Genomic DNA, 20082 nt, shown 5'->3' on the forward strand with positions numbered 1-20082 from the left:
AGGGAACTTGGGGATCAACTGCCTAAGTTTCGACTCTGTGGGCGCGCAAGAGCACGTTGGTTCCCAATCCCTCTTGGGCCATCCAAAAAGCGCAAATCCACCACGAAACCTCGTCTTGGCGATAAATGCCACGGGTGAGGGGATAGGATTGCAAAAGGTCAGCCATCTGCGATAAAGCTGGCACCTCAGCCACATAATTGGCCCACACTTCGGGATCCAGATCCTCGTAAACGTAATCGGACGGGAAATATAGGTGGCTTGCTTCTAGGCCGGGCCGGTCGGTCAGGAGTAGTTGAGCGGGGTCAGAAGACTCACATCCCAAGCGATCCCCGATTTGAAACGTGAGTTGAAACAAGCGGTTAATCAGATCGAATTGTTCGGGGTTCATAATTTCAGAATTCCCAACTTGCGGGTGTGGGGTGAGCATCAGAATTGACAGGTGCGACGGCTGCGCTCCAGCTCCGGCTCGATCCAAGAGAGGGCAAAGTGGCTCACACAAGGCAACTGCGGAAAGCGGCGGGCCAGGGATCCCATCTGGATTTCCAAGCTGGGGCGTTTTCGATGCGCTTGTCCCCATAGGCCGGCGATGGCCGGGCAGACAAAGGTTTGGGGAGAGGCCACAGCCAGGATTTGCCCCACCTGCTGCACCACACAGGAGCCATCCTCGCACTTGGCATAGGCCATCGGGTGCCACTCCATGTTTGGATCAAAACGATCCCAAGGCTGGAGACGGGCGTCGAACCCTTCTCCCACCGCCTGGTTGCCCTCGGGGAAAAAGACGGCCCCGGTCGGGATCCCAAGGCTTTGGGCCGGTTGGGCAGCTTGCCGCAGGTAATCGAGGATCCCATAGCGGGCAAACTCAACGCTGAGCTGCCAGAGCTGCTCTTGCCAGCGCTCCTGTCGGAGAGCGGCGCTAGGGGTAGGGGTGGGATCCGGCGGCGCTGCTTTTGGACGGGGAGCCGCCAAATTCTCTAAATCCCTATTCCCTGAATCACCTTCTGAATCGGCATGGGTGGAATGCCAATTCTCGCCTGCTTTGCTTTGGGCCATCCCGTCCCCTAGTTCTGGAGAAAGCGGCCGCTCCCTGCTTGCGCTGGGCTTGGGATCCCCTGGCTGGCGCCAGCGGGGCTCTTCGGCATAGGTGGCATCCAGATGGAGAACATCTGCCACAGTAATATAGCCCTGGCTGAGGTAACGCTCCAGCAAGGCTCGGCCCGCCGGGTTTTCTGCCAAATCCAGGTAGGCTTGCCGGGCTGCCTCCCCATGGATCCACAGATCCTGGACGGTGGCTGCCAGGCTGGATCCCCCAGAGCCGCGGGGATAGCGAATGTAGTCGAAGAGGATCCCATCCGGCTGCCGCTGCAGGATGCGGCGGATCAGCTCGGCAAAATCCCGTCGCGCCAGAGGATGAAAGGGATCCACAAACACCTCATCCGGGCTGCCCAAATCTTCTGCAAGGGCTGTCGCTGGATCCAAGACGGTGGTGAGGCCACGGCCGTTGCGGGCCAAGACTGCCTGGCGATCTGGGAGAAGCCCGTAGCTGTAGCCGAAATTGAGGGAAAACACCCAGGCATAGGCCGATAACCCCCGCCGTCGCGCCGCCTTGAGAGCCAGATCCAACAAATCGGCATTGGGCTGCAGGCTGGGCCAGATCCCGCCCGCCCCATCGGGCAGAATGGAGCGGCCATCGTAAAACGTCTCGATAAAAACGCGGTTATAGCCCAGGTTCACCACCTGGTCAAACACCTGATCCAGTACGCCTGGATTGGCATCACAGGGATGCAAGCGCACCCAAATGGCCTGAATCTGCGGCCAACGGCGGCTGCGGCAGGCAATCAAGGCAGCGCGATGTTCGGCTAAAACTTGGGTGTATTCGGCCCAAGCGGCCTCTGATTGGGTGGCCCGCTGGCGCAGTTGAGCCTTGCGCGCCACTTCCTCAGGGGGTTGCCGGCAGAAGGCATCGAGCTGAAGAGCAGACAGGGATCCTGTCTGTTCCCCGCTGCCCTGAAACCTGGGATCGGAGTCAGGAAAAAGGGAATGGCCAAACCTCGGGAATTGGGCCTGGGCGGCAATTCCGGATCCCAGCCACATCAGTGCGCCGAGCACACCTGCAAGCCATTTCCGCTGCTGCCTTGGCAACCTCAACACCCTTAACCCCACCGAGGATTGCTGTAGCCCTATCTCCCCCTAGAGACCGGCAGGCCCGAGGCAATTGTTCCCGCCCCCAGCCAATTGCGCTCAACTTTGAGAGGAGAGCTAGAGCTTGGGATCCCTTGCCCTATCCGCCTCAATCTGGGCCAACTGCTGCCGGGCCGCCTGCCGCATCACCTCCACCGGCACAGGCTTGCCCCCCAGCCAGAGGGAGAGGGCCTTGGCCCCCTGGTGGATCAGCATCTCCAGGCCACTGATGGGGGTGTGGCCTAACGCTGCGGCCATACGCAGCAGGGGAGTGGGATCCGGTACATAGATGAGATCGTAGACAACGGCGCCGGCGGGCAGAAGGCGCAGTTGCTCCCGGCTGAGGGGAGACAGCTCAGCAGGGGATCCCGGCTTGTACATGCCCACGGGGGTGGTGTTGACCACAAGGGAAGTCTTGGGCAAGTGGCGCTCCAGCTCGGCCCAGCTCAGCGTTTCCACCTGGGGCCAGGTCTGTTGCAAAGCCTGTAACTTCTCAGGGGATCGCCCGGCCACCCGTACTGGCCCCAACTCCAACTCCAAACAGCCCTGGATGGCCGCCCGCGCCGCCCCGCCACAGCCCAGGATCAGGGTCGGGATCCCCTTTTCCAGGCCCAGCAAAGGCTGAACAAAGCCGTCGATATCGGTGTTGGTGCCGCCCCAGCCTCCCTCCGGCAAGGCGTAGACCGTGTTTACTGCTCCCACCTTTGCCGCCCGCGCTTCCACCTGGCTGAGCAAAGGCAGAATCGCCTGCTTGTGGGGAATGGTGACGTTAAACCCCCGCACCCCGATGGCCGCCAGCCCGGCCACCGCCACTGCCAGGCGCTCTGCCGCCACCGGAAAGGGCACGTAGCAGTAGTCTTCTCCCATGGCCGCCAAGGCAGCGTTGTGCATCGCCGGGGATAGGCTGTGGGCCACCGGATCCCCGATCAGGCCCAGCAATTGCGTACTTCCCGAAATCCGCCTGTCCACCCCAGCTCCTAAGGGATCCCTGCCCTGTAGCTCCGACTAGTTAGACTCCGACTCCACCCGATCTAAAGTTTGCCGGTAGCGCTGCCGCCAACTGGCCAGGGATTCTTCCGAAATGTGGTCGATTAAATTGCTCATCTCGCCCAGGATCTGGTAGACGCGGTCAAAGCTTTGGCGGGTGCGCTCTTCTTGATCTGGCTGGCGCACCTGCACCAGGTACAGGCTCATCTTGATGGTTTGCAACCGGTTTTTGCCCAGATCCTCCAGCATTTCCCGAATTTGCCCGATCGCCTCCTGCCGCACCCGGCGTTGCCGCCGCCGCAACAGCCAGAACAGGATGCCGTGGATAACTCCCACCACGGTGGCGCTGATCGCCGTTGCCGTCGCCACGGAAAGAGCGCTGCGGCTGGCCACCCAGCCGCTGAGTAGGATTACGCCTATCCCCACCGCCGTCAGGATCAGCTCGATGTTGTTGAGAAACCACCTTCTTGCTGGCTTCCAGATGGCGGATTGGCTCCGACTAGAATTGAACATGGCTGTTCTTCCCACCTCCCACCTGCCTATTCTGCTGCGGCCAACCCACCGCCGGATTCTGGGGATCGGACTTACCGGCGCAGTCGCCATCCTCCGCGGCCCAGTTGACGCTTCAGACGCCGCCGCGGTTTCCGCCGGCGGATCCCCAAGGGCTGCTGAGAGCGGGATCCAGCTTCAAACCGCTCAGCCCTAGGCTCCCGCACCCCTTGGCTGAGATCCTGGTTGTGTTGCCGCAACTCCTCGAGCTGCCTGAGGCGAGTTTCCAGCTCTTGGCGTAGCTCGGCATTCTCTTTTTCTAGATGTTGCAAACGCTTCAGCAGCTCTGAGGACGCCGTCCCGCTACTGCAATCGGAAACCGGGATGGGATGGGGTGCAGTCACCACCGAAGTGTGGACATTTTTGCTGTCTCGCAGGGCTTGGGCAGCCCGTCGCACCAGGGCCACCCCCTTGGGATCGTCCTTATCTGTGAGGGTGGCCGCCCCAAATTGAAGCTGCACCGGCAGCGCTCGCCCATTCACCACAAAGGGATCCTGGATCAACCGCTGGCAGCAGCGCTCGGCGGCAATCTGGGCAGCAGCCAGAGTGCTCCCCGGCAGCACCACAATAAACTGCCCCTCGTCGTAGCAAAAGAGGTCATCCCCCTCTCGCAAGTTGTGGGCCAAGCGATCCGTAAACAGCTTGAGAAGAGCAGCCCGACCGCCGGCCTCTAGGCCTTGCCCCAGAGCACTGAGGTTGGCCAAGCGCAGCACAAACAAACTGAGGGGATCTGATTGGGCACGGGCTTGGGCCACCCGCAACGGCAAGCGAGTAACCAAATCCTGCCGATTGCCCAAAGCAACCGAGCCAGAAGGAGATGAGACTTGTTTTTGTCCAGTCTGGAGCAGATATTGCTGGCGGCGGCTCTCCACAATGCGCAGCCCTGCCCGCACCCGCGTCAGCAGCTCTGCCGCCTGAAAGGGCTTGGAGAGGAACTCATCGGCTCCGGCTTCTAACGCCCGCTCCATGTTGTCGTTGCCCTCGCGGGCAGTCATGAGGATGTAGTACACCCAAGCATATTCGGGTGATTGCCGTAGCTGCCGGCATAGATCCAGGCCATTTAGATTGGGCATGACCCAGTCGGCGATGATGAGATCTGGGATCCGGCGGCGGATTTGCTCCAGGGCAGACAAGCCATCCAAAGCATAAGAAATACTACAGCCCTGCTTACCCAAAAAGTTGGACAACATCTCTGCCACCATGTAACTGTCATCCACGATCAGCACATGGGCCCGCAAGCTGCTGGCTCCGCCTTTGCTAGCGCCCAAGCCCGCCTGAGGGCCTTCAGACGTACCAGTGGCAGCAGCGTTCTCCAAATTGGGATCCACGGGTAAGCCAAAGCCAGATGACAAGGAAATCCGGGAAAGCAAACTTTCCCGTGTTTTCCATCGTTATTCTAGACGTAGGGATTGGCAGCCACTACCTAACTTTGCCGGGTTATTTTTTTGAGATTTTTGAAGTTTCGCAGTCATTCTAAACGCGAGGAAGATGCTTCTGGGCGTTCCCCGCTACTGCTCCTCACGCCCCCAGGGGGAATCCTCCTCTGCCCCAGGGAGAGGGAAGGCAGGGTTCGCCGTGACTTCATGGCCACCCCAGGAACCTAGAAACGAATCTCGAGCGTGACTTGGGCGCGCACGGCTTGTTGTCCTCCTTCCACCGGTGTGGAAGCTGCTTCTAGGCGGGCATAGTCTGCTTGAGCAGCCAAAGGAACTGGCGGCGCGATGGAGCCCTCGCTGTGAATTTGGATGCCCTCCACAGAACGAATGCTCAGGTTCAAGGCCCTCAACACATCGCTGGCTTGACGTTGGGCATCTTCCACGGCCTGGGTCAGGGCACGGCTGCGCGCCTGCAGCAAGGTGGCCTCATCCGCTCGGAAGCTGACCGATTCCACCTGGGTAGCTCCGGCGGCCACGGCTTCATCCAGCACCTGTCCGGCTCGGGCTATGGGTACTTCAAATTGCAGGCTGTTTTGCCCCTGTACCCCGGTCAGGCGGGGTGGGCTCTGCTGGTAGTCGTATTGGGGATAGAGAGAAATGCCGGTGGTCTGCAGGGCGCTCACCTGCAGCTCTTTGAGGCGGTTCACCAGCCGCTCCGAGCGCTCGGCCACCTGCTGCTGGACCGCTTGGGCTGTCTCCCCTTGGAGCACCACCCCCAGCCGGATTACCGCAATGGAGGTTTCCACCGCAACAGATCCCTGGCCGGTTACCGTCAAGGTTCGGGATCCCTCACCGGGACTGGCCATTGCCCCGCCTCCAGCGATTGCGTTCCAACCCAACAGTGCCAGCGCCAGTACCACGCCCAGCCAGGCCACCCCCTTCAGCCTTTTCCACCCCTTGAGCCTGTTCATTGCTTTCCCCTTCAGTCCGTTCAACCCCAGCCTACTCCCACCGTTCCTCTAGCTGATCTGACAAAAGCCCCAGCCACCAGTTCCCTAACCTCACCCAGCCGCTGCGTTCTTGCCCCCCCGGATTGCGTATCCGCACATAAAACACGCGTTGATACTTGGAAGTGCTGCCGGAAAAAGGCCCCAGCCGCCAATACCGCGCCTCCTGGCTCAGAATGGAGTAGCCATGCTTTGCCGCCCACCGCTGCAGCAGCTCCTGGCTGCGTCTTTGTTCCCAGACAAAAATTCCCAGGAACAGGGCAACGGCAACCACTGCCCCCAGCAGGGCCAATGCCAGCTCAGACATAGGGATAGACAGCAAGGCTATTGCCCATCGTATGGGAGTTGCTCCAAGGCTGGGATCCCCGGCTGCAAAAGTTAACCTTTGCCGCCTCAGCCGCTTCCAAAAGAGCGATCTCCGCTCCTGTATGATCGAGTCAGCGTGGTCAAAACTCGATTTGTTGATTGAGTAAATTGATAAGGTCTTTTTGAGAATGGCTGCATCGAAACTGCGACAACTGCTGCACGACCTGGATGTTGAGCTGCAAAAAACCCCTGGCTTGGATGAAAAGCAGCGACAGCACATCGCCACCATTCGCCAAGAGGTGGAAGCGGTGCTGGCCGAGCTGGGATCCCCGAGTGAGAGCAAGCAAAATCAAGGGCGTAGAGATCGCATTGGGGAGGCGCTGGGCCTGTTCGAGACCTCGCATCCCAACCTCACCCTGATCCTGGAGCAAGTGATCGACACGCTGGCAGGGATGGGTTTGTAGTTTATGAGGAGGGCTCACCAGCAAGCTCCTCTGCCTGCTAGCCTTGGTAATGCGTTGAATAGCTCCTGTTTATGACCGGCACTCTCCATCCCACCTCGTTTAACATCACCCGCTCCCAACAGATTTTTGCCCGAGCAAAAGGGCTCATGCCCGGCGGGGTCAGTTCCCCGGTGCGCGCCTTCAAGTCGGTGGGCGGGGATCCCGTCGTGTTTGACCGCGTCTCAGGAGCCTACGCCTGGGATGTGGACGGCAACCAGTACATCGACTACATCGGCAGTTGGGGGCCGGCGATTGTCGGCCACGCCCATCCCGAGGTGATCGAGGCTCTGCACCGAGCTTTGGAGAAAGGCACCAGCTTTGGCGCCCCTTGCGTTTTGGAAAACGAGCTGGCCGAGCGGGTGATCGAGGCGGTGCCCAGCGTGGAGATGGTGCGCTTTGTTAACTCCGGCACCGAAGCTTGCATGGCGGCGCTGCGCCTGATGCGGGCCTACACGGGGCGGGAAAAGGTGATCAAGTTCGAGGGCTGCTACCACGGCCATGCGGACATGTTTTTGGTCAAGGCCGGCTCAGGGGTGGCCACGCTGGGCCTGCCGGATTCGCCAGGGGTACCTAAGGCCGCTACCAGTGCCACGCTGACCGCCCCCTACAACGATCTAGAGGCAGTCAAGGCTCTGTTTGAGCAGCATCCCGACTCCATTGCGGGCGTGATCCTAGAGCCGGTGGTGGGCAATGCCGGCTTCATTCCGCCGCAGCCGGGCTTTTTGGAGGGTTTGCGGGAGCTGACGCAGAAGTATGGCGCCCTGCTGGTGTTTGACGAGGTGATGACCGGCTTTCGCATCAGCTACGGCGGTGTGCAGGCCAAGTTTGGTGTCATCCCCGATTTAACCACCCTGGGCAAGGTAATCGGCGGCGGCCTGCCGGTGGGGGCCTACGGCGGTCGGCGGGAGATTATGGAAATGGTGGCGCCGGCGGGGCCGATGTACCAGGCGGGCACCCTCTCCGGCAACCCGCTGGCCATGACGGCCGGGATCCACACCCTCGATATTTTGCGTCGCCCCGGTACCTATGAGTATCTGGAGCGGATTACCGAGAAGCTGGCGACGGGGCTGCTGCAGATTGCGCAAGAGACCGGGCACGAGATGTGTGGGGGCCATTTGCCCGGCATGTTCGGCTTCTTCTTCACGGCTGGCCCAGTGCGCAACTACGAGGAGGCCAAGCGCTCGGACTTGCAAAAGTTTGCCCGCTTCCACCGCGGCATGCTGGAGCGGGGGGTGTATCTGGCGCCCTCGCAATTCGAGGCCGGCTTCACTTCCTTGGCCCACACCGAAGCCGATGTGGAGAGAACCCTCGAGGCGGCGCGAGAGGTGCTGCGCACGCTCTAGGGTTTCTTCTCCCCTCTCCCCTTGGGAGAGGGGTTGGGGGTGAGGGTGATCTGCACTGGGATCATGGCCGAGCACATCCACCGCAACTGGCGCATCACCACCCAAACCACCGACAAGGGGTTCATTTTTTGCTGTCAGCGGCTACGTCAGGATGGCTCGGTGGAGTTTGCCGCCCCAGCCTACGGCTACTTCCACAATGAGGCCGAGGCAATTTTGGCCGGCATGGTCTGGATCGACCGGCAGCAACTGCCGGATCACCTGGATGGCCTGCTCTTCGACAACGAGGAGCCAGAAAGTTAGCTCAGGGCTTTTTCCCCCACCAACTGTTCCCAGCCCAAGCCTTTGAGGGCGGCGTTGCGCCGCAGTGGGCGGGTGACCAGCTCCAGCAGCGCCTGGGTGTTGCCGAAGCCGTGGATCTGGGCAAAGGTAAACTCCACCGACCACTTGGTGGTGACGCCGCGGGCTTCGAGGGGGTTGGCGTGGGCCATGCCCGTGATTACCAGATCCGGCTGCAGGGCTTTGATGCGCTGCAGTTGGTTGTAGTTATCCGGCTTCTCGACAATGGTGGGCTTGGGCACCCCCATCTCCTCGCAGGTGCGCTCCAGGAGGGCCAGCTCGGCGGCCTGGTAGCGCTTGTCGAGGTAAGGGATCCCGATTTCCTGCACCGTCATACCGCAGCGCACCAGGAAGCGGGCCAGGGAGATCTCCAGCAGGTTATCCCCCATGAAGAAGACGCTCTTGCCCCGCAGCAGGCCCAGGTACTCCTGAACCTGGGGGTGACGCCACACTTCCCCTTCCCGCTCTGCCAGGCCTTGAGTCGGGATCCCCAGCTCGCCGGCGATGGCCTCGATCCAGGCGCGGGTGCCATCCGGCCCGATGGGAAAAGGAGCGGTGATGAGCTTGGCCTTTTTGCGGCGCACCAGCGTGGTGGCGGTGCGGCTGAGGAAAGGATTTACCCCCACCACATAGGTGCCCGGCTCGATGGCCGGCAGCTCCTCGTAGCGCTTGGCCGGCAGCCAGCCGGAGACGCGGATCCCGTACTTTTTCAGCTCCAGGGTGAGTTGGGTTACCACCGGATCCGGCACGGAGCCGAAGATCACCAAGGGGGGATGTTTGGGGAAGCCTTCTTCCTCTTTCTTTTTGCCGGGGCGCAGCCCGTAGAAAAGAGCCTGCAGGCCACCCCGCGTCTCCCGCTCTTCTTCCTGCACCTGCTCCGGGCAGCGCTGGGCCATAGAGGCCAAAACCGTGTCTTCCCCCTGGGTAAAGGCGTAGTCGAGGCCATTGGCCCGCGCCACCACAATCGGGATCCCGATCTCCCCTTCCAGCTTCTGGGCTAGGCCCTCCAGATCCATCTTGATGATCTCGGTGGTGCAGGTGCCGATCCAGACGATGACGCTGGGATTGCGATCCCGCTGGATTTGCAGGCACAGCCGCTTCAGCTCCTCGTAGTCGTTGAGCTTGGCGCTGATGTCCCCCTCTTCCAGCTCGGCCATGGCATAGCGCGGCTCGGCAAAGATCATCACCCCCATGGCATTTTGCAAAAAGTAGCCACAGGTTTTGGTGCCGATCACCAAAAAGAAGCTGTCTTCAATTTTGGGGTAGAGCCAAGCCACGCAACTAATCGGGCAGAAGGTGTGGTAGTTGCCGGTCTCGCATTGAAAGTGGAGGGTATTGGAAGCATCCACAGCAGCAGTCATCGTCGGCTCCTAGAAAAGGGTTTGTCAAGCTAGGGGGCGACCAATTGGGGCACGCCCACCAATTTCTCGCTCAGATCCCAGAGCAGCTTGGCCTTGGCCGCATCCCCCGCCTCGTCCGAGACTTCTTGGTTAAAGGGCTTGGCATTTTTCCGTTGCCGGTTGCCCCAGCTCCAGTAGAATCCCGACTGGCGAAACTCCGGATCCGCCACCACCTGGGCCACCCGCTCGCCGGCCAGCTCTTGGGAGACGTAGCCGCCGGTGACGTTTTTCTGAAACCAGGGGAACAGCTTTTGGAAGAGGGGATAGTGATGGCGGAAGAGGGCTGTTTCCGCCACACAGCCCGGGTAGAGGGAGAGAAACGTGATGCCGGTGCTCTCGTGGAAGCGGCGGTGCAGCTCCCGCATGGTGAGGATGTTGCAAACTTTGCTGTCTTTGTAGGCTTTGACGGGATCGAACTTGCCGCCATCGGCCATGCTGATCGGTTCCTTGAAGCCCTGGGCAAAGCCCCGCAGATCCCCCAGGTGGGGTTGGGGTGGGATCTTGCCCCCCAGCTCCTTGGGGTTGTGGGTAACCGTGCCCAGGATCACCAGCCGCCGATCCGGATAGGTGGAGCGCTTCAGATCCTCCAGCATCAGGTGGCAGAGCAGGAAGTGCCCCAGATGGTTGGTGGCCATGGTCAGCTCATAGCCCTCCGGGCTGCGCAAGGGCTGCTTAAGCAAGGGCATGTAGATGGCGGCGTTGCACACCAGGGCATCCAGAGAGCGGCCCGACTGGCGAAATTGTTCGACAAATTGCCGCACACTGGCCAAGCTGGCCAGATCGATCGGCATCAGGGTGTAGCTGGGGATCCCCACCTGCTGAGCCATCCGCTGGCCTTTGTCCAGATCCCGACAGGCCATCACCACGTGCCAGCCCCGCTTGGCCAAAGCCAAAGCTGCGTACAGGCCAACGCCCGAAGAGGCTCCAGTAATCACCACGGTGGGTTGCACTTGTGCTTGCATATCCAACTCCTCTGCCATGTCCTCAAGATGGATCTCCTGCACAATCCATCTTGGGGCGGAAAGCGGGCCAGACAACGAATTGATAAGGTTTGCGACGGTTTTCCGAAACAATTGCTTCACTTTTAGACACACCGGCAAGCTGGCAGGTTTGGGATCCCTTACACCAGCGCCGGCTCCCGTGCCGGGGCGTTGTAAAAGTCCGACAGCAGGGCAAACAGCTCCCGATCCTCAGCAGGCCGGGGCACGATCCCTTCCGGGCGGGCCAGCAGCTCGTCGGCGATGTTCAGGTAGTACTGGCAGACGGGCTCCAGGCTGGGATCCGTCTCTGCCATCTCGAAGAGGGTTTTGCCCTTGACCCGCGAAATGCGAATGTCCTCGACCAGTGGCAGCACCTCGAGCACAGGCATGGGCACTGCCGAGACGTATTGGTCGATGAGATCCCGCTTGCTGGTGCGGTTGCCGATTAGGCCGGCCAGGCGCAGCTTGCGGGTTTTGGCTTTTTCTCGCACCGAGGCGGCAATGCGATTGGCGGCAAACAGGGCGTCAAAGCCGTTGTCAGTAACGATCACACAGTAGTCGGCGTAGTTGAGGGGGGCAGCAAAGCCGCCGCACACCACGTCCCCCAGCACGTCGAAGAGGATGACGTCGTACTCGTCAAAGGCGTTCAGCTCCTTCAGGAGTTTGACGGTTTCTCCCACCACATAGCCGCCACAGCCGGCCCCTGCCGGCGGCCCTCCCGCCTCGACGCAATCTACGCCGCCGTAGCCGCGGTAGATCACATCCTCGGGGTAGATGTCTTCGTAGTGGTAGCCCTTGGCTTCCAGGGTATCGATGATCGTGGGGATGAGAAAACCAGTCAGGGTGAAGGTGCTGTCGTGCTTGGGGTCACAGCCAATTTGCAACACCTTCTTGCCCCGCCGGGCCAAGGCCACCGAGAGGTTGCAACTGGTGGTGGACTTGCCGATCCCACCCTTCCCGTAAACTGCCAACTTCACAGCACGTTCCTCCACAAGCCTGACAAGGGCCATTATCGGCAGCTAACCCACTCCCTGAGAAGTGTTGAGAAGAATTAAGGCAAGCCTAAAACAAGTTAAAGCAATTTCTTAAATCGCCAGACGGACAAATCCTCGCCCAAAAGATTCTTCGAGCCGATTTTTGGCTTTTTTCCAGCTTTTGTTTTTTGTTTTTTCGTAAAAGCAGATCAAAAACAAATCATTCATCTCTCCCTGGCTTTGACAAGCGCTGCTCCCGTCAACTCGCTGGAGACTGCCGGCGGGATCCCTTTTCCCGCTTTGAGGGAGAGTCTCAAGAATGGTCTCAATGGCCAGAGGAGACGCGGAATCCCCAACTTCAAAAGGGATCTCAGGGATCGAAGGCAAAGGCAATCTGCACGGCCCCTGTAGAATCCACCTCAACCCTGCGCAGGAATTCCCGCAGGTAGGCGCGGCGCTCGCTCTCGCTGAGGTCTTGCCAGAAGGGCAGGATGGAGAGAGTTTGGGCGATCTGGAGGAAGTTGGCAGGAGGGAGCTGTTCCAGCTTTTGGGCCAAACGGGCCGTTTCCGCCCGCAGTTGGTAGCAGCGCTGGGCCAGGGAGGGCTCATCCATCAGTCCAGATTGCTGCAGCTCCTCCAGTTGCCGCAGCCGCTCGCTGTTGGCCTGGATCTGGGCTTGGAGCTGTTGGCGGGTTTGGTCCAGGGCCTGCCGATCCAGGTTTTGGGCACGGTGGGGGAGCTGCTCGCAGACCTGGCGGATCACCTCCTGCAGGACTTGGGCGTAGTGGAGGCTGTAGCGACAGGTTTGGCAACGCAGGTAGAGGTAGGAGGAGCCGTTCCTCTTGGCCTTGCCGGGGGTGGTTTGCACGATGCGCAGAAGGCTGCCACAGGTACGGCAATGGACTAGGCCGGCCAGGGCGCGGGGGGCGCTGGCGCTGCGGCGTGGGATCCTTTGGTTGCGTTTGAGCCAGCGATCGATCTGGGCCGCTTCCGTGCGGCTGAGGAGGGCGGGGTGGGTATCGCGCAGAACGGTGCCGTCGGCATAGGCCAGATCCCCGCGATAGACCGGGTTGAGCAGCCAGTTGCGCCCCGTGGCCACCGAAATGCGCTTGTGGTGTTTTTCTTCCAAAAAGCGCACCGCTTGGCGCAGGGATCCGTAGAGAAGAAAGTGCTGGAAAAAATCCTGAACAACAGGGGCCTGGCGGCGCTCCAGCACATAGCGCTCCCCCTCGCGGCGATAGCCAAAGGGAGCCGGGCCGGGGGGAGGTTTGCCCGCCAGACGGTTGCGGGCTTGGCTGTGGCAGAGGCGGCGGCTTTGCAATTGATGGGGGATCTCGGCCAGCAGCGGGATCCAGTCGGCAGCCTCGCTGGGGGTGTGCAAGCCGGATTGGGTCGCCAGGCTCAGTTGGATCCCCGCCTGTTGGATCTGCAACAGCCGTTGGTGGACTTCCTCCGCCCGCTCCCCCAGATCCGCCAGGCGCAGCAGCAGCACCTGCTGCACCGATCCGGCGGCGATGTCCTGCAACAGCTCCTCCAGATAAGTTCGGGATCCCCAATCGTGCAGGATGGGATCGGCTCCTTGTGCCTTCAGCCAGGCCAACTCCTGCTCCGGCAAGGGGGCGTGGGCAGGTGTGTAGAGGTAGCCGTAAACGCTCATGGACAAGCAACCAAGCTGTGGTCACCGCTGCCGCGCCCGAGCGGAATCGAGCACCTGGCGAATGCTGCCCTGGGCCTGCTGCAATTGCCGACGGGCCTCCTGAACAGAGCACCCCATCAAGGTCACAAGGATCGCCGTTTTGACTTCTCCATCACAAGTCTGCAGCACTTGGGCAGCCGTGGTGGGATCCAGATCGCAAGCCAGGGCTACAATTCGCTCCGCCCGCTGTTTGAGCTTGGCGTTGCCGGCCTGCAGATCTACCATTAGGTTGCCATAGGTCTTGCCCAGGCGGATCATCACTCCGGTGGAGAGGGTGTTCAACACCAGCTTTTGGGCTGTGCCGGCTTTCATGCGGGTGGATCCGAGGATCACCTCCGGCCCCACCAAAGGGGCGATGGCAATCTCCACCTGCTCGGTCAGGGGGGAAGGACGGTTGCAGGCCAGGCCAATCGTGAGCGCCCCAATGCTTCTGGCGGCTTGGATCCCACCCAGCACATAGGGGGTACGACCGCTGGCGGCAATTCCCACAACACTATCTTGAGCTTGGAGATGGAGACTCTCCAGAGCGCGGGCAGCGGCTTCGGCGTCGTCCTCTGCGCCCTCTACCGCCTGGGTCAGAGCCCTTTCCCCCCCGGCGATCAAAGCCACCACCTGTGTGGGGGCAGTGCCGAAGGTGGGCGGGCATTCAGCCGCATCCAATACTCCCAGGCGCCCCGAAGTTCCCGCCCCAATATAGATCAGCCGCCCGCCACGCCCCATCCGCTCGGCAATGGCATCGATGGCTTGGGCGATCGGCTCTGCTTGGTCAGCCACCGCTGCCGGCACCCGCCGATCTTCGGCGTTGATCCGTCTCACCAGTTCCAAGGTGCTGAGGCGGTCAATCTCGGCTGTGGCCAGGTTGGGGCTTTCGGTCAGGGATCCCGGATCCCAGGAGAAATAGGAGGAGGGCATAGCAGCGGCTGTTCAGGTGAGAGGGATCTGTCTTCGCCGGTTCTGGGTTTTGTCCTCTTGGATTCTATCGGTGGCGAGGCGCGGGGTTGAGCCTCTTTCCCTCAGCTCAATGCTAGAGTGAACCCAGCCGAGAAACTGCACGTTCCCGGATCCCTATGCCAAAAGTGCCTGTGCTGAAGCCGGATCAGGCTTACACCTTCAGCAGCTATTTTGATCTTCCCTTTGAACCGGAAGATGTGTTGGCCGAGTTTGGCTATACCTTTACACGACGAAAGATTACCTGGCCAACTCTGGAACGACTGCCCAATGGCGCAGACTTGAGACTCAGCCTAGAGCAGCTTTTACCCTACATTAGCTTAAAAAGTGAAGCAGCTCGTCGAGAAATCCTGATTGCCCCACTTTTACTGAAGGTAGTACAGTATACCCAAGCGCAAATGCGGATCGAATATGCAATTCAAGTCAGCGAGAAGCTTAAAGGTACCCTGGACTACTATCTCTATACAGACCGCTCTTTGCTGGTTGTCGAGGCCAAAAAAGCCGACCTTACTCAAGGCTTAACCCAATTATCTGTAGAGATGATTGCCCTGGATCAGTGGCTCGGCGACGGCCAAGCTGTCCTTACGGGAGCCATCACCTCTGGGGAGCTGTGGCAATTCGCCCTGCTGGATAGACCAAACAAAGGTATCTACCTGGATCCCTATACTTACCCCTATCCCGACGAAGTAGACCGGATCTTATCGATCTGTATAGCTGCGCTGAAATCTGCGGATTTGGAGCGCAGTATTCCCTAGATTTAGATTCGACTTGGAACTTTCGGCTCAGGATCATCAGAAAATTAAACTTATGTCAGCGTTTCAACTGGTTTCTCCTTATCAACCCATGGGGGATCAACCCAAGGCGATTGCCGGCTTGGTGAAGTCAATTTCAGAGGGCCATCGCTTTCAAACCCTGCTGGGGGCCACCGGAACCGGTAAAACGTTTACCGTTGCCCACACCATCCAGCAGGTCGGCAGGCCCACCTTGGTGATGGCCCATAACAAAACGCTGGCGGCGCAACTGTGCAACGAGCTCAGGGAGCTTTTTCCTTACAACGCCGTCGAATATTTTATTAGCTATTATGACTATTATCAACCGGAAGCCTATGTGCCCAGCACCGATACTTACATCGCCAAATCTTCTTCCATCAACGATGAGATCGACATGTTGCGGCACTCCGCCACCCGCTCTTTATTTGAACGGCGAGATGTTATTGTCGTCGCTTCTGTAAGCTGCATCTACGGCTTGGGCATGCCGGAGGAATACCTGAAGGCCTCCATCCCTCTCAAAGTCGGCCAGGAGATCAACCAACGGGAGATCTTGCGGGAGCTGGCCGGCATCCAGTACGAGCGCAACGATTTGGAGCTGGCACGGGGACGATTTCGCGTCAAAGGCGATGTGCTGGAAATTGTGCCGGCGTATGAAGATCGGGTGATCCGCATTGAATTTTTTGGCGATGAGATCGAGGCCATTCGCCTGATTGATCCGGTTACAGGTGAGATTTTGACCAGCCTCAGCGCCCTCAGAGTTTACCCGGCTCGCCACTTTGTGACACCAGAAGAACAATTGGAGCGGGCAATCCTCGACATTGAGCAGGAGCTGGAGAAGCAACTGGCCCTTTTCCGCAAAGAGGGCAAGCTATTGGAAGCCCAACGGCTAGAACAGCGCACCCGCTACGACCTGGAGATGCTGCGGGAGGTGGGCTATTGCAACGGCATCGAAAACTACTCCCGGCACTTGACGGGGCGCAAAGAAGGGGAGCCGCCTGCCTGTTTGGTGGATTATTTCAAGGCCAACGATTGGCTCCTGGTGGTGGACGAATCCCACGTTACCGTGCCCCAAATTCGCGGCATGTACAACGGCGACCGTGCCCGCAAACAGGTGCTGGTGGATCACGGCTTTCGCCTGCCCAGTGCCCTCGACAATCGCCCCCTCAAAGCCGAGGAGTTTTGGGCCAAAGTCCACCAGTGCATCTTCGTTTCCGCCACGCCCGGCAACTGGGAACTGGAGCAGAGCGGAGCCCAATTTCAAACCCTGGTGGAAGATGGCAAGGCCATAAAGTTTTATCTGCCGGGCAGCGGTCGGGTTGTGGAGCAAGTCATCCGGCCCACGGGGGTGGTGGATCCTGAAGTGCATGTGCGCCCCACGGCTGGGCAAGTGGACGATTTGCTGGCAGAAATTTATCTGCGATTGGAGCGCTCCCAGCGGGGGCCTGCCGAACGGGTGATCGTGACCACTCTCACCAAACGCATGGCCGAAGATCTCACCGAATACCTTCAGGAACGCGGGATCCGGGTTCGCTATTTGCATTCCGAGATTAGCTCAATTGAGCGAATTGAAATTTTGCAAGATTTTCGCGAAGGAGCCTTTGACGTACTGGTGGGGGTTAATCTGTTGCGGGAAGGGTTAGACTTGCCGGAAGTCTCCTTGGTGGCCATTTTGGATGCGGATAAAGAGGGATTTTTGCGGGCGGAGCGATCCCTGATTCAGATGATCGGGCGAGCAGCGCGCAATGTCCGTGGCACGGTGGTGATGTACGCCGATACCCTGACCGGCAGCATGGCCCGGGCCATCGCCGAAACCCAGCGCCGCCGCGAAATTCAACTGCAATACAACCGCCAACACAACATCACCCCTAAGCCCATTGTCAAGAAAAACAGCAACGCCATCTTGTCTTTTTTGGCCATCTCCCGCAAACTCAGCGACCAAGATCTGGAAAAAGCCTTTCAAGCTACAGACGAGATCCCTCTGTCGGAGATCCCGGAGCTGATCGGCCAACTGGAACTCAAGATGAAAGCAGCCGCCAAAAACCTGGAATTTGAAGAAGCTGCGCAACTGCGAGACCAAATTAAAAAGCTGCGCCAACGCCTTTTGGGCCACCATCAGAGCACTTAAAGTCCTCACTTGGGTTGGCCAAAATCGGGATTTGCTTGTGCCACCATAGGCTTACAGCAGCATCCTAGGGATCCCCGAGACAATGGGCGTTCGTGTCCAACGAGCCATTCGAGACTCTGTCCTGCTGAAGGGAGCGGCCCTGGCGATGGGGCTGATAGCTGGGATCGGCCTCTGGCTCCTGCCTGCTCCGGTCTCCAAGGCTGCTGGGATCCCGGTGGCTCAGGCCCTTGAATTTCGGGATCCCGGCTTTTTCCAGACCGGCCCCACCCCTGCCGAAGTGCCAACTCCTGAGGGATCCCCCTCCCCGACCCCTAGCCCAACTGGGATCCCCTTTACCGGCCAAGAGGGCACAGAAGTCTTGGTGGGGAACATCCCGGTGTTTCGCCTGCAGACGGCAGAGTACCCCAGCGATGTGCGGGCCGACAACGTGCGGGCGATCATTGAGCGCTTTCTGGCGGAGGGCCAGTTGCCGCAGCCGGAGGTGCGGGTGGACCAGGATGCCAACGGGCAATACATCTTACGTCTGGGAGAAAGGGGCCGCTTTGAGGCCACCCAGCGGTATCTGTTTACCGTCACCTATGCCGATGCCGCCGCCGAGCGCAGGGTGCCGCTGGGCCAGGTGGGCCTCAACGACGTGCGCCTGGTGGCCAACACTTGGGCGCGACGGCTGGAACAAGCCATTGCCGAGTACCGGCAGGATCGGCTGGATCTGCAGCGGGCGCAGGATCCGCGCGTGCTGGTGTTCACCATCCTGGCCGGTCTGGCCACATTGGCGCTGGGGTTCTTTCTCTGGCGGCTGTTCGACCGCAGCCTAGTTCGCCTGCAGAGGTGGCTGGAGCTCCAGGCCGGCCCGGCCTGGGGAACCTGGATCGACATTGGGGGAGTGCTCCTGCGAGGCGTGGGGGCAATTCTCATTGCCGGCATCTCCCTGGATCGCGGCATCAGCTTCATACCCGCCCTGCGACCGTTTCAGCGCGCTTTTTACCTGGGCTTGGGGCGGGTGGTGGCCACGGCGTTGGGCGTCCTCACCCAACCGCTGCCCAATTCCAGCGTCTCCATTGCCAGCTTACTGGTCTTCTTTGTGCTGGCCGTTTTGGTCTTCACCGTTGCCCACTACGTCAGCGTTGGCTTTAAGCAGCGGTTTCTGAGCCGGCTGGGACTGGATCTGGGCACCCAGGAGTCTACAACGGCCATCTTCAAGTACATCCTCACGCTGTTCGGGATCCTCTTGGTCTTGCCCTTCAGCGGCCTGAATCTGGGATCCCTGGCGGTGATTGCCGGGGCGGTGGGTTTGGGGATCGGCTTTGGCCTGCAAAACCTCTCCAACAACTACATCAGCTACATCGCTATTTTGCTGGAGCGCCCCATCCAAATCGGGGATCTGGTGGAAGTGGACAACCTGCTCGGCACCGTGGAGCGCATCGGCCCGCGGGCCACCGTCCTGCGCACTTTGGATCGCATCTTTGTGATTGTGCCCAACTCCCGCTTCACCGAGTCAAAGGTGGTGAACTGGAGCTACCGGGATCCCCGCTGTCGCATTCACATTCCCGTCGGCGTGGCCTATGGCTCCGATACGGCCCTGGTTACCGAAGCTCTGCTCAGCGCCGCCAAAGAAAATGCTCGGGTGTTGAGCAGCCCCGCCCCCCAAGTCTGGCTCAAGTCTTTTGGCCCCTCTTCCCTCAACTTTGAGCTGCTGGTGTGGATCAACCGTCCCCAGGATCAATTTGTCTTGATCAGCGAGCTGAACTTCGCCATCGAGGCCGAGTTTCGGCGGCGTGGGATCCGCATTCCTTTCCCGCAGCAGGATATTCACATTCGCAGCCTGGAGGGACTTGTCAGCCTCAATGGCGGCTCCCGTTCCCTGCCCGATGCCGCTTCCATCCAGTCCGCCCTCAGCGAAGCGGCAAAATCGCTGGAAGACCAAAACGGCGTTTCCTGAGCTATCCCTATCGACACCATGCTGCGACGGTTAGATGAGGCACTGGGTAGCTTTGGCAGCCATCCGTGTTGGGCTGAACTGAAGCAAATGCAGCTCCTAAGGCAGCTTTGGCCGGAAGTGGTGGGAGAGGCGGTAGCAGCGCAAACCCATCCCCTCAACGTGCGCCGCCAGGTGCTGCAGGTAGCCACCTCTACCCCGTCCTGGGCGCAAAACTTAACCTTACAACGCCAACTCATTCTCAGAAAACTCAACAGCCGCCTGCACCCCCCCCTCAGCGACATTCGCTTTAGCCCCGGTGCTTGGCACGAGGGATCCAACCCGGTCACTCCCCACCCTGATGCGGAGTTGACCAGCAAGTTTTATGGCCCCCCCCGCCTCGCTGCCCAAGATGGACAACGCCCTGGATCTTGCCGCAACGCTCCCCCCAAACAGCCCATCTCGGATCCGAAAGTGGCTTTCGAGCGCTGGGCGAGAGTGGTCAAACAACGGCAGACCCAGCAAAACCTACTCCCTTGCCCCACCTGTGGCTGCCCTACCCCTGCCGCCGAACTGGAGCGTTGGTTTGTCTGCGGGTTTTGCCATCGCCAGTCCTTGCGCCTGCGCAGCTAACTCAGAGAACTCAAATTAGGGCTGTTTCCAACGGCAACGAAACGACTCGTTAGGCC

19 protein-coding genes are annotated in these 20082 nt (G+C 60.0%); 7 read left to right on the plus strand and 12 right to left on the minus strand.

What is annotated here, in order from left to right; translation table 11 throughout:
- Window positions 1-22: 22 nt before the first annotated feature.
- The 7 genes from NW844_RS03915 to NW844_RS03945 form a co-directional block, all read right to left on the minus strand.
- Window positions 23-388 carry a hypothetical protein gene (locus tag NW844_RS03915; protein WP_414333663.1) on the minus strand — a complete coding sequence of 122 codons (366 nt, stop codon included), beginning with the start codon at window positions 386-388 and terminating at the stop codon, window positions 23-25.
- A gap of 38 nt (window positions 389-426) precedes the next feature.
- Window positions 427-2106 carry a hypothetical protein gene (locus NW844_RS03920; RefSeq protein ID WP_414333665.1) on the minus strand — a complete coding sequence of 560 codons (1680 nt, stop codon included), beginning with the start codon at window positions 2104-2106 and terminating at the stop codon, window positions 427-429.
- Window positions 2107-2256: 150 nt separating this feature from the next.
- Window positions 2257-3147: a shikimate dehydrogenase gene (locus NW844_RS03925; RefSeq protein WP_414333666.1), complete on the minus strand. Its 891-nt coding sequence runs from the start codon at window positions 3145-3147 to the stop codon at window positions 2257-2259.
- Window positions 3148-3183: 36 nt separating this feature from the next.
- Complete coding sequence (locus tag NW844_RS03930; RefSeq protein WP_414333668.1) at window positions 3184-3678, minus strand: hypothetical protein; 495 nt, start codon at window positions 3676-3678, stop codon at window positions 3184-3186.
- 71 nt (window positions 3679-3749) lie between these two features.
- Window positions 3750-4982 (minus strand): response regulator, encoded by a 1233-nt coding sequence (locus NW844_RS03935; RefSeq protein ID WP_414333669.1) that lies wholly within the window; start codon window positions 4980-4982, stop codon window positions 3750-3752.
- A 332-nt stretch (window positions 4983-5314) separates the two neighbouring features.
- On the minus strand, window positions 5315-5956 hold the full coding sequence (locus NW844_RS03940) for an SIMPL domain-containing protein (RefSeq protein WP_414333671.1): 642 nt from the start codon (window positions 5954-5956) through the stop codon (window positions 5315-5317).
- Window positions 5957-6092: 136 nt separating this feature from the next.
- The gene (locus NW844_RS03945) at window positions 6093-6404 is read right to left on the minus strand and encodes a hypothetical protein (protein WP_414333673.1); all 312 of its coding nucleotides are present in this window, start codon (window positions 6402-6404) and stop codon (window positions 6093-6095) included.
- A 187-nt stretch (window positions 6405-6591) separates the two neighbouring features.
- On the opposite strand from NW844_RS03945, the gene NW844_RS03950 reads away from it, so the two are divergent.
- The 3 genes from NW844_RS03950 (at window position 6592) to NW844_RS03960 (ending at window position 8549) form a co-directional block, all read left to right on the plus strand.
- A complete protein-coding gene (locus tag NW844_RS03950) occupies window positions 6592-6867 on the plus strand; it encodes a DUF4404 family protein (protein WP_414333675.1) in 276 nt (91 codons plus the stop codon).
- Between the two features lie 71 nt (window positions 6868-6938).
- Complete coding sequence (gene hemL / locus NW844_RS03955; RefSeq protein WP_414333676.1) at window positions 6939-8249, plus strand: glutamate-1-semialdehyde 2,1-aminomutase; 1311 nt, start codon at window positions 6939-6941, stop codon at window positions 8247-8249.
- Between the two features lie 63 nt (window positions 8250-8312).
- On the plus strand, window positions 8313-8549 hold the full coding sequence (locus NW844_RS03960) for a hypothetical protein (RefSeq protein ID WP_414333678.1): 237 nt from the start codon (window positions 8313-8315) through the stop codon (window positions 8547-8549).
- Here NW844_RS03960 and NW844_RS03965 read toward each other — a convergent pair.
- From NW844_RS03965 to murQ, 5 genes are all read right to left on the minus strand, one after another.
- The gene (locus tag NW844_RS03965) at window positions 8546-9946 is read right to left on the minus strand and encodes a ferredoxin:protochlorophyllide reductase (ATP-dependent) subunit N (RefSeq protein WP_414333679.1); all 1401 of its coding nucleotides are present in this window, start codon (window positions 9944-9946) and stop codon (window positions 8546-8548) included. The genes NW844_RS03960 and NW844_RS03965 overlap by 4 nt on opposite strands.
- A 29-nt stretch (window positions 9947-9975) precedes the next feature.
- Window positions 9976-10947 (minus strand): protochlorophyllide reductase, encoded by a 972-nt coding sequence (locus NW844_RS03970; protein WP_414333712.1) that lies wholly within the window; start codon window positions 10945-10947, stop codon window positions 9976-9978.
- 158 nt (window positions 10948-11105) lie between these two features.
- Complete coding sequence (bchL, locus tag NW844_RS03975) at window positions 11106-11942, minus strand: ferredoxin:protochlorophyllide reductase (ATP-dependent) iron-sulfur ATP-binding protein (RefSeq protein ID WP_414333681.1); 837 nt, start codon at window positions 11940-11942, stop codon at window positions 11106-11108.
- 367 nt (window positions 11943-12309) lie between these two features.
- Complete coding sequence (locus tag NW844_RS03980; protein ID WP_414333683.1) at window positions 12310-13596, minus strand: recombinase family protein; 1287 nt, start codon at window positions 13594-13596, stop codon at window positions 12310-12312.
- Window positions 13597-13617: 21 nt separating this feature from the next.
- Entirely contained in the window at window positions 13618-14547 is a 930-nt protein-coding gene (gene murQ, locus NW844_RS03985) for an N-acetylmuramic acid 6-phosphate etherase (RefSeq protein ID WP_414333685.1), read from the minus strand.
- A 155-nt stretch (window positions 14548-14702) separates the two neighbouring features.
- On the opposite strand from murQ, the gene NW844_RS03990 reads away from it, so the two are divergent.
- The 4 genes from NW844_RS03990 (at window position 14703) to NW844_RS04005 (ending at window position 20026) form a co-directional block, all read left to right on the plus strand.
- The gene (locus NW844_RS03990; protein ID WP_414333687.1) at window positions 14703-15338 is read left to right on the plus strand and encodes a hypothetical protein; all 636 of its coding nucleotides are present in this window, start codon (window positions 14703-14705) and stop codon (window positions 15336-15338) included.
- Window positions 15339-15390: 52 nt separating this feature from the next.
- Window positions 15391-17478, plus strand: coding sequence for an excinuclease ABC subunit UvrB (gene uvrB, locus NW844_RS03995; protein WP_414333689.1), 2088 nt, complete (start codon window positions 15391-15393; stop codon window positions 17476-17478).
- 82 nt (window positions 17479-17560) lie between these two features.
- Window positions 17561-19417, plus strand: coding sequence for a mechanosensitive ion channel family protein (locus NW844_RS04000; protein WP_414333690.1), 1857 nt, complete (start codon window positions 17561-17563; stop codon window positions 19415-19417).
- A gap of 87 nt (window positions 19418-19504) precedes the next feature.
- Complete coding sequence (locus NW844_RS04005; RefSeq protein WP_414333691.1) at window positions 19505-20026, plus strand: DciA family protein; 522 nt, start codon at window positions 19505-19507, stop codon at window positions 20024-20026.
- The last annotated feature ends 56 nt before the right edge of the window (window positions 20027-20082 follow it).

Origin of the sequence: Synechococcus sp. H55.2, from assembly GCF_047462495.1 — a bacterium.
In the GTDB taxonomy this organism is placed as follows: domain Bacteria; phylum Cyanobacteriota; class Cyanobacteriia; order Thermostichales; family Thermostichaceae; genus Thermostichus.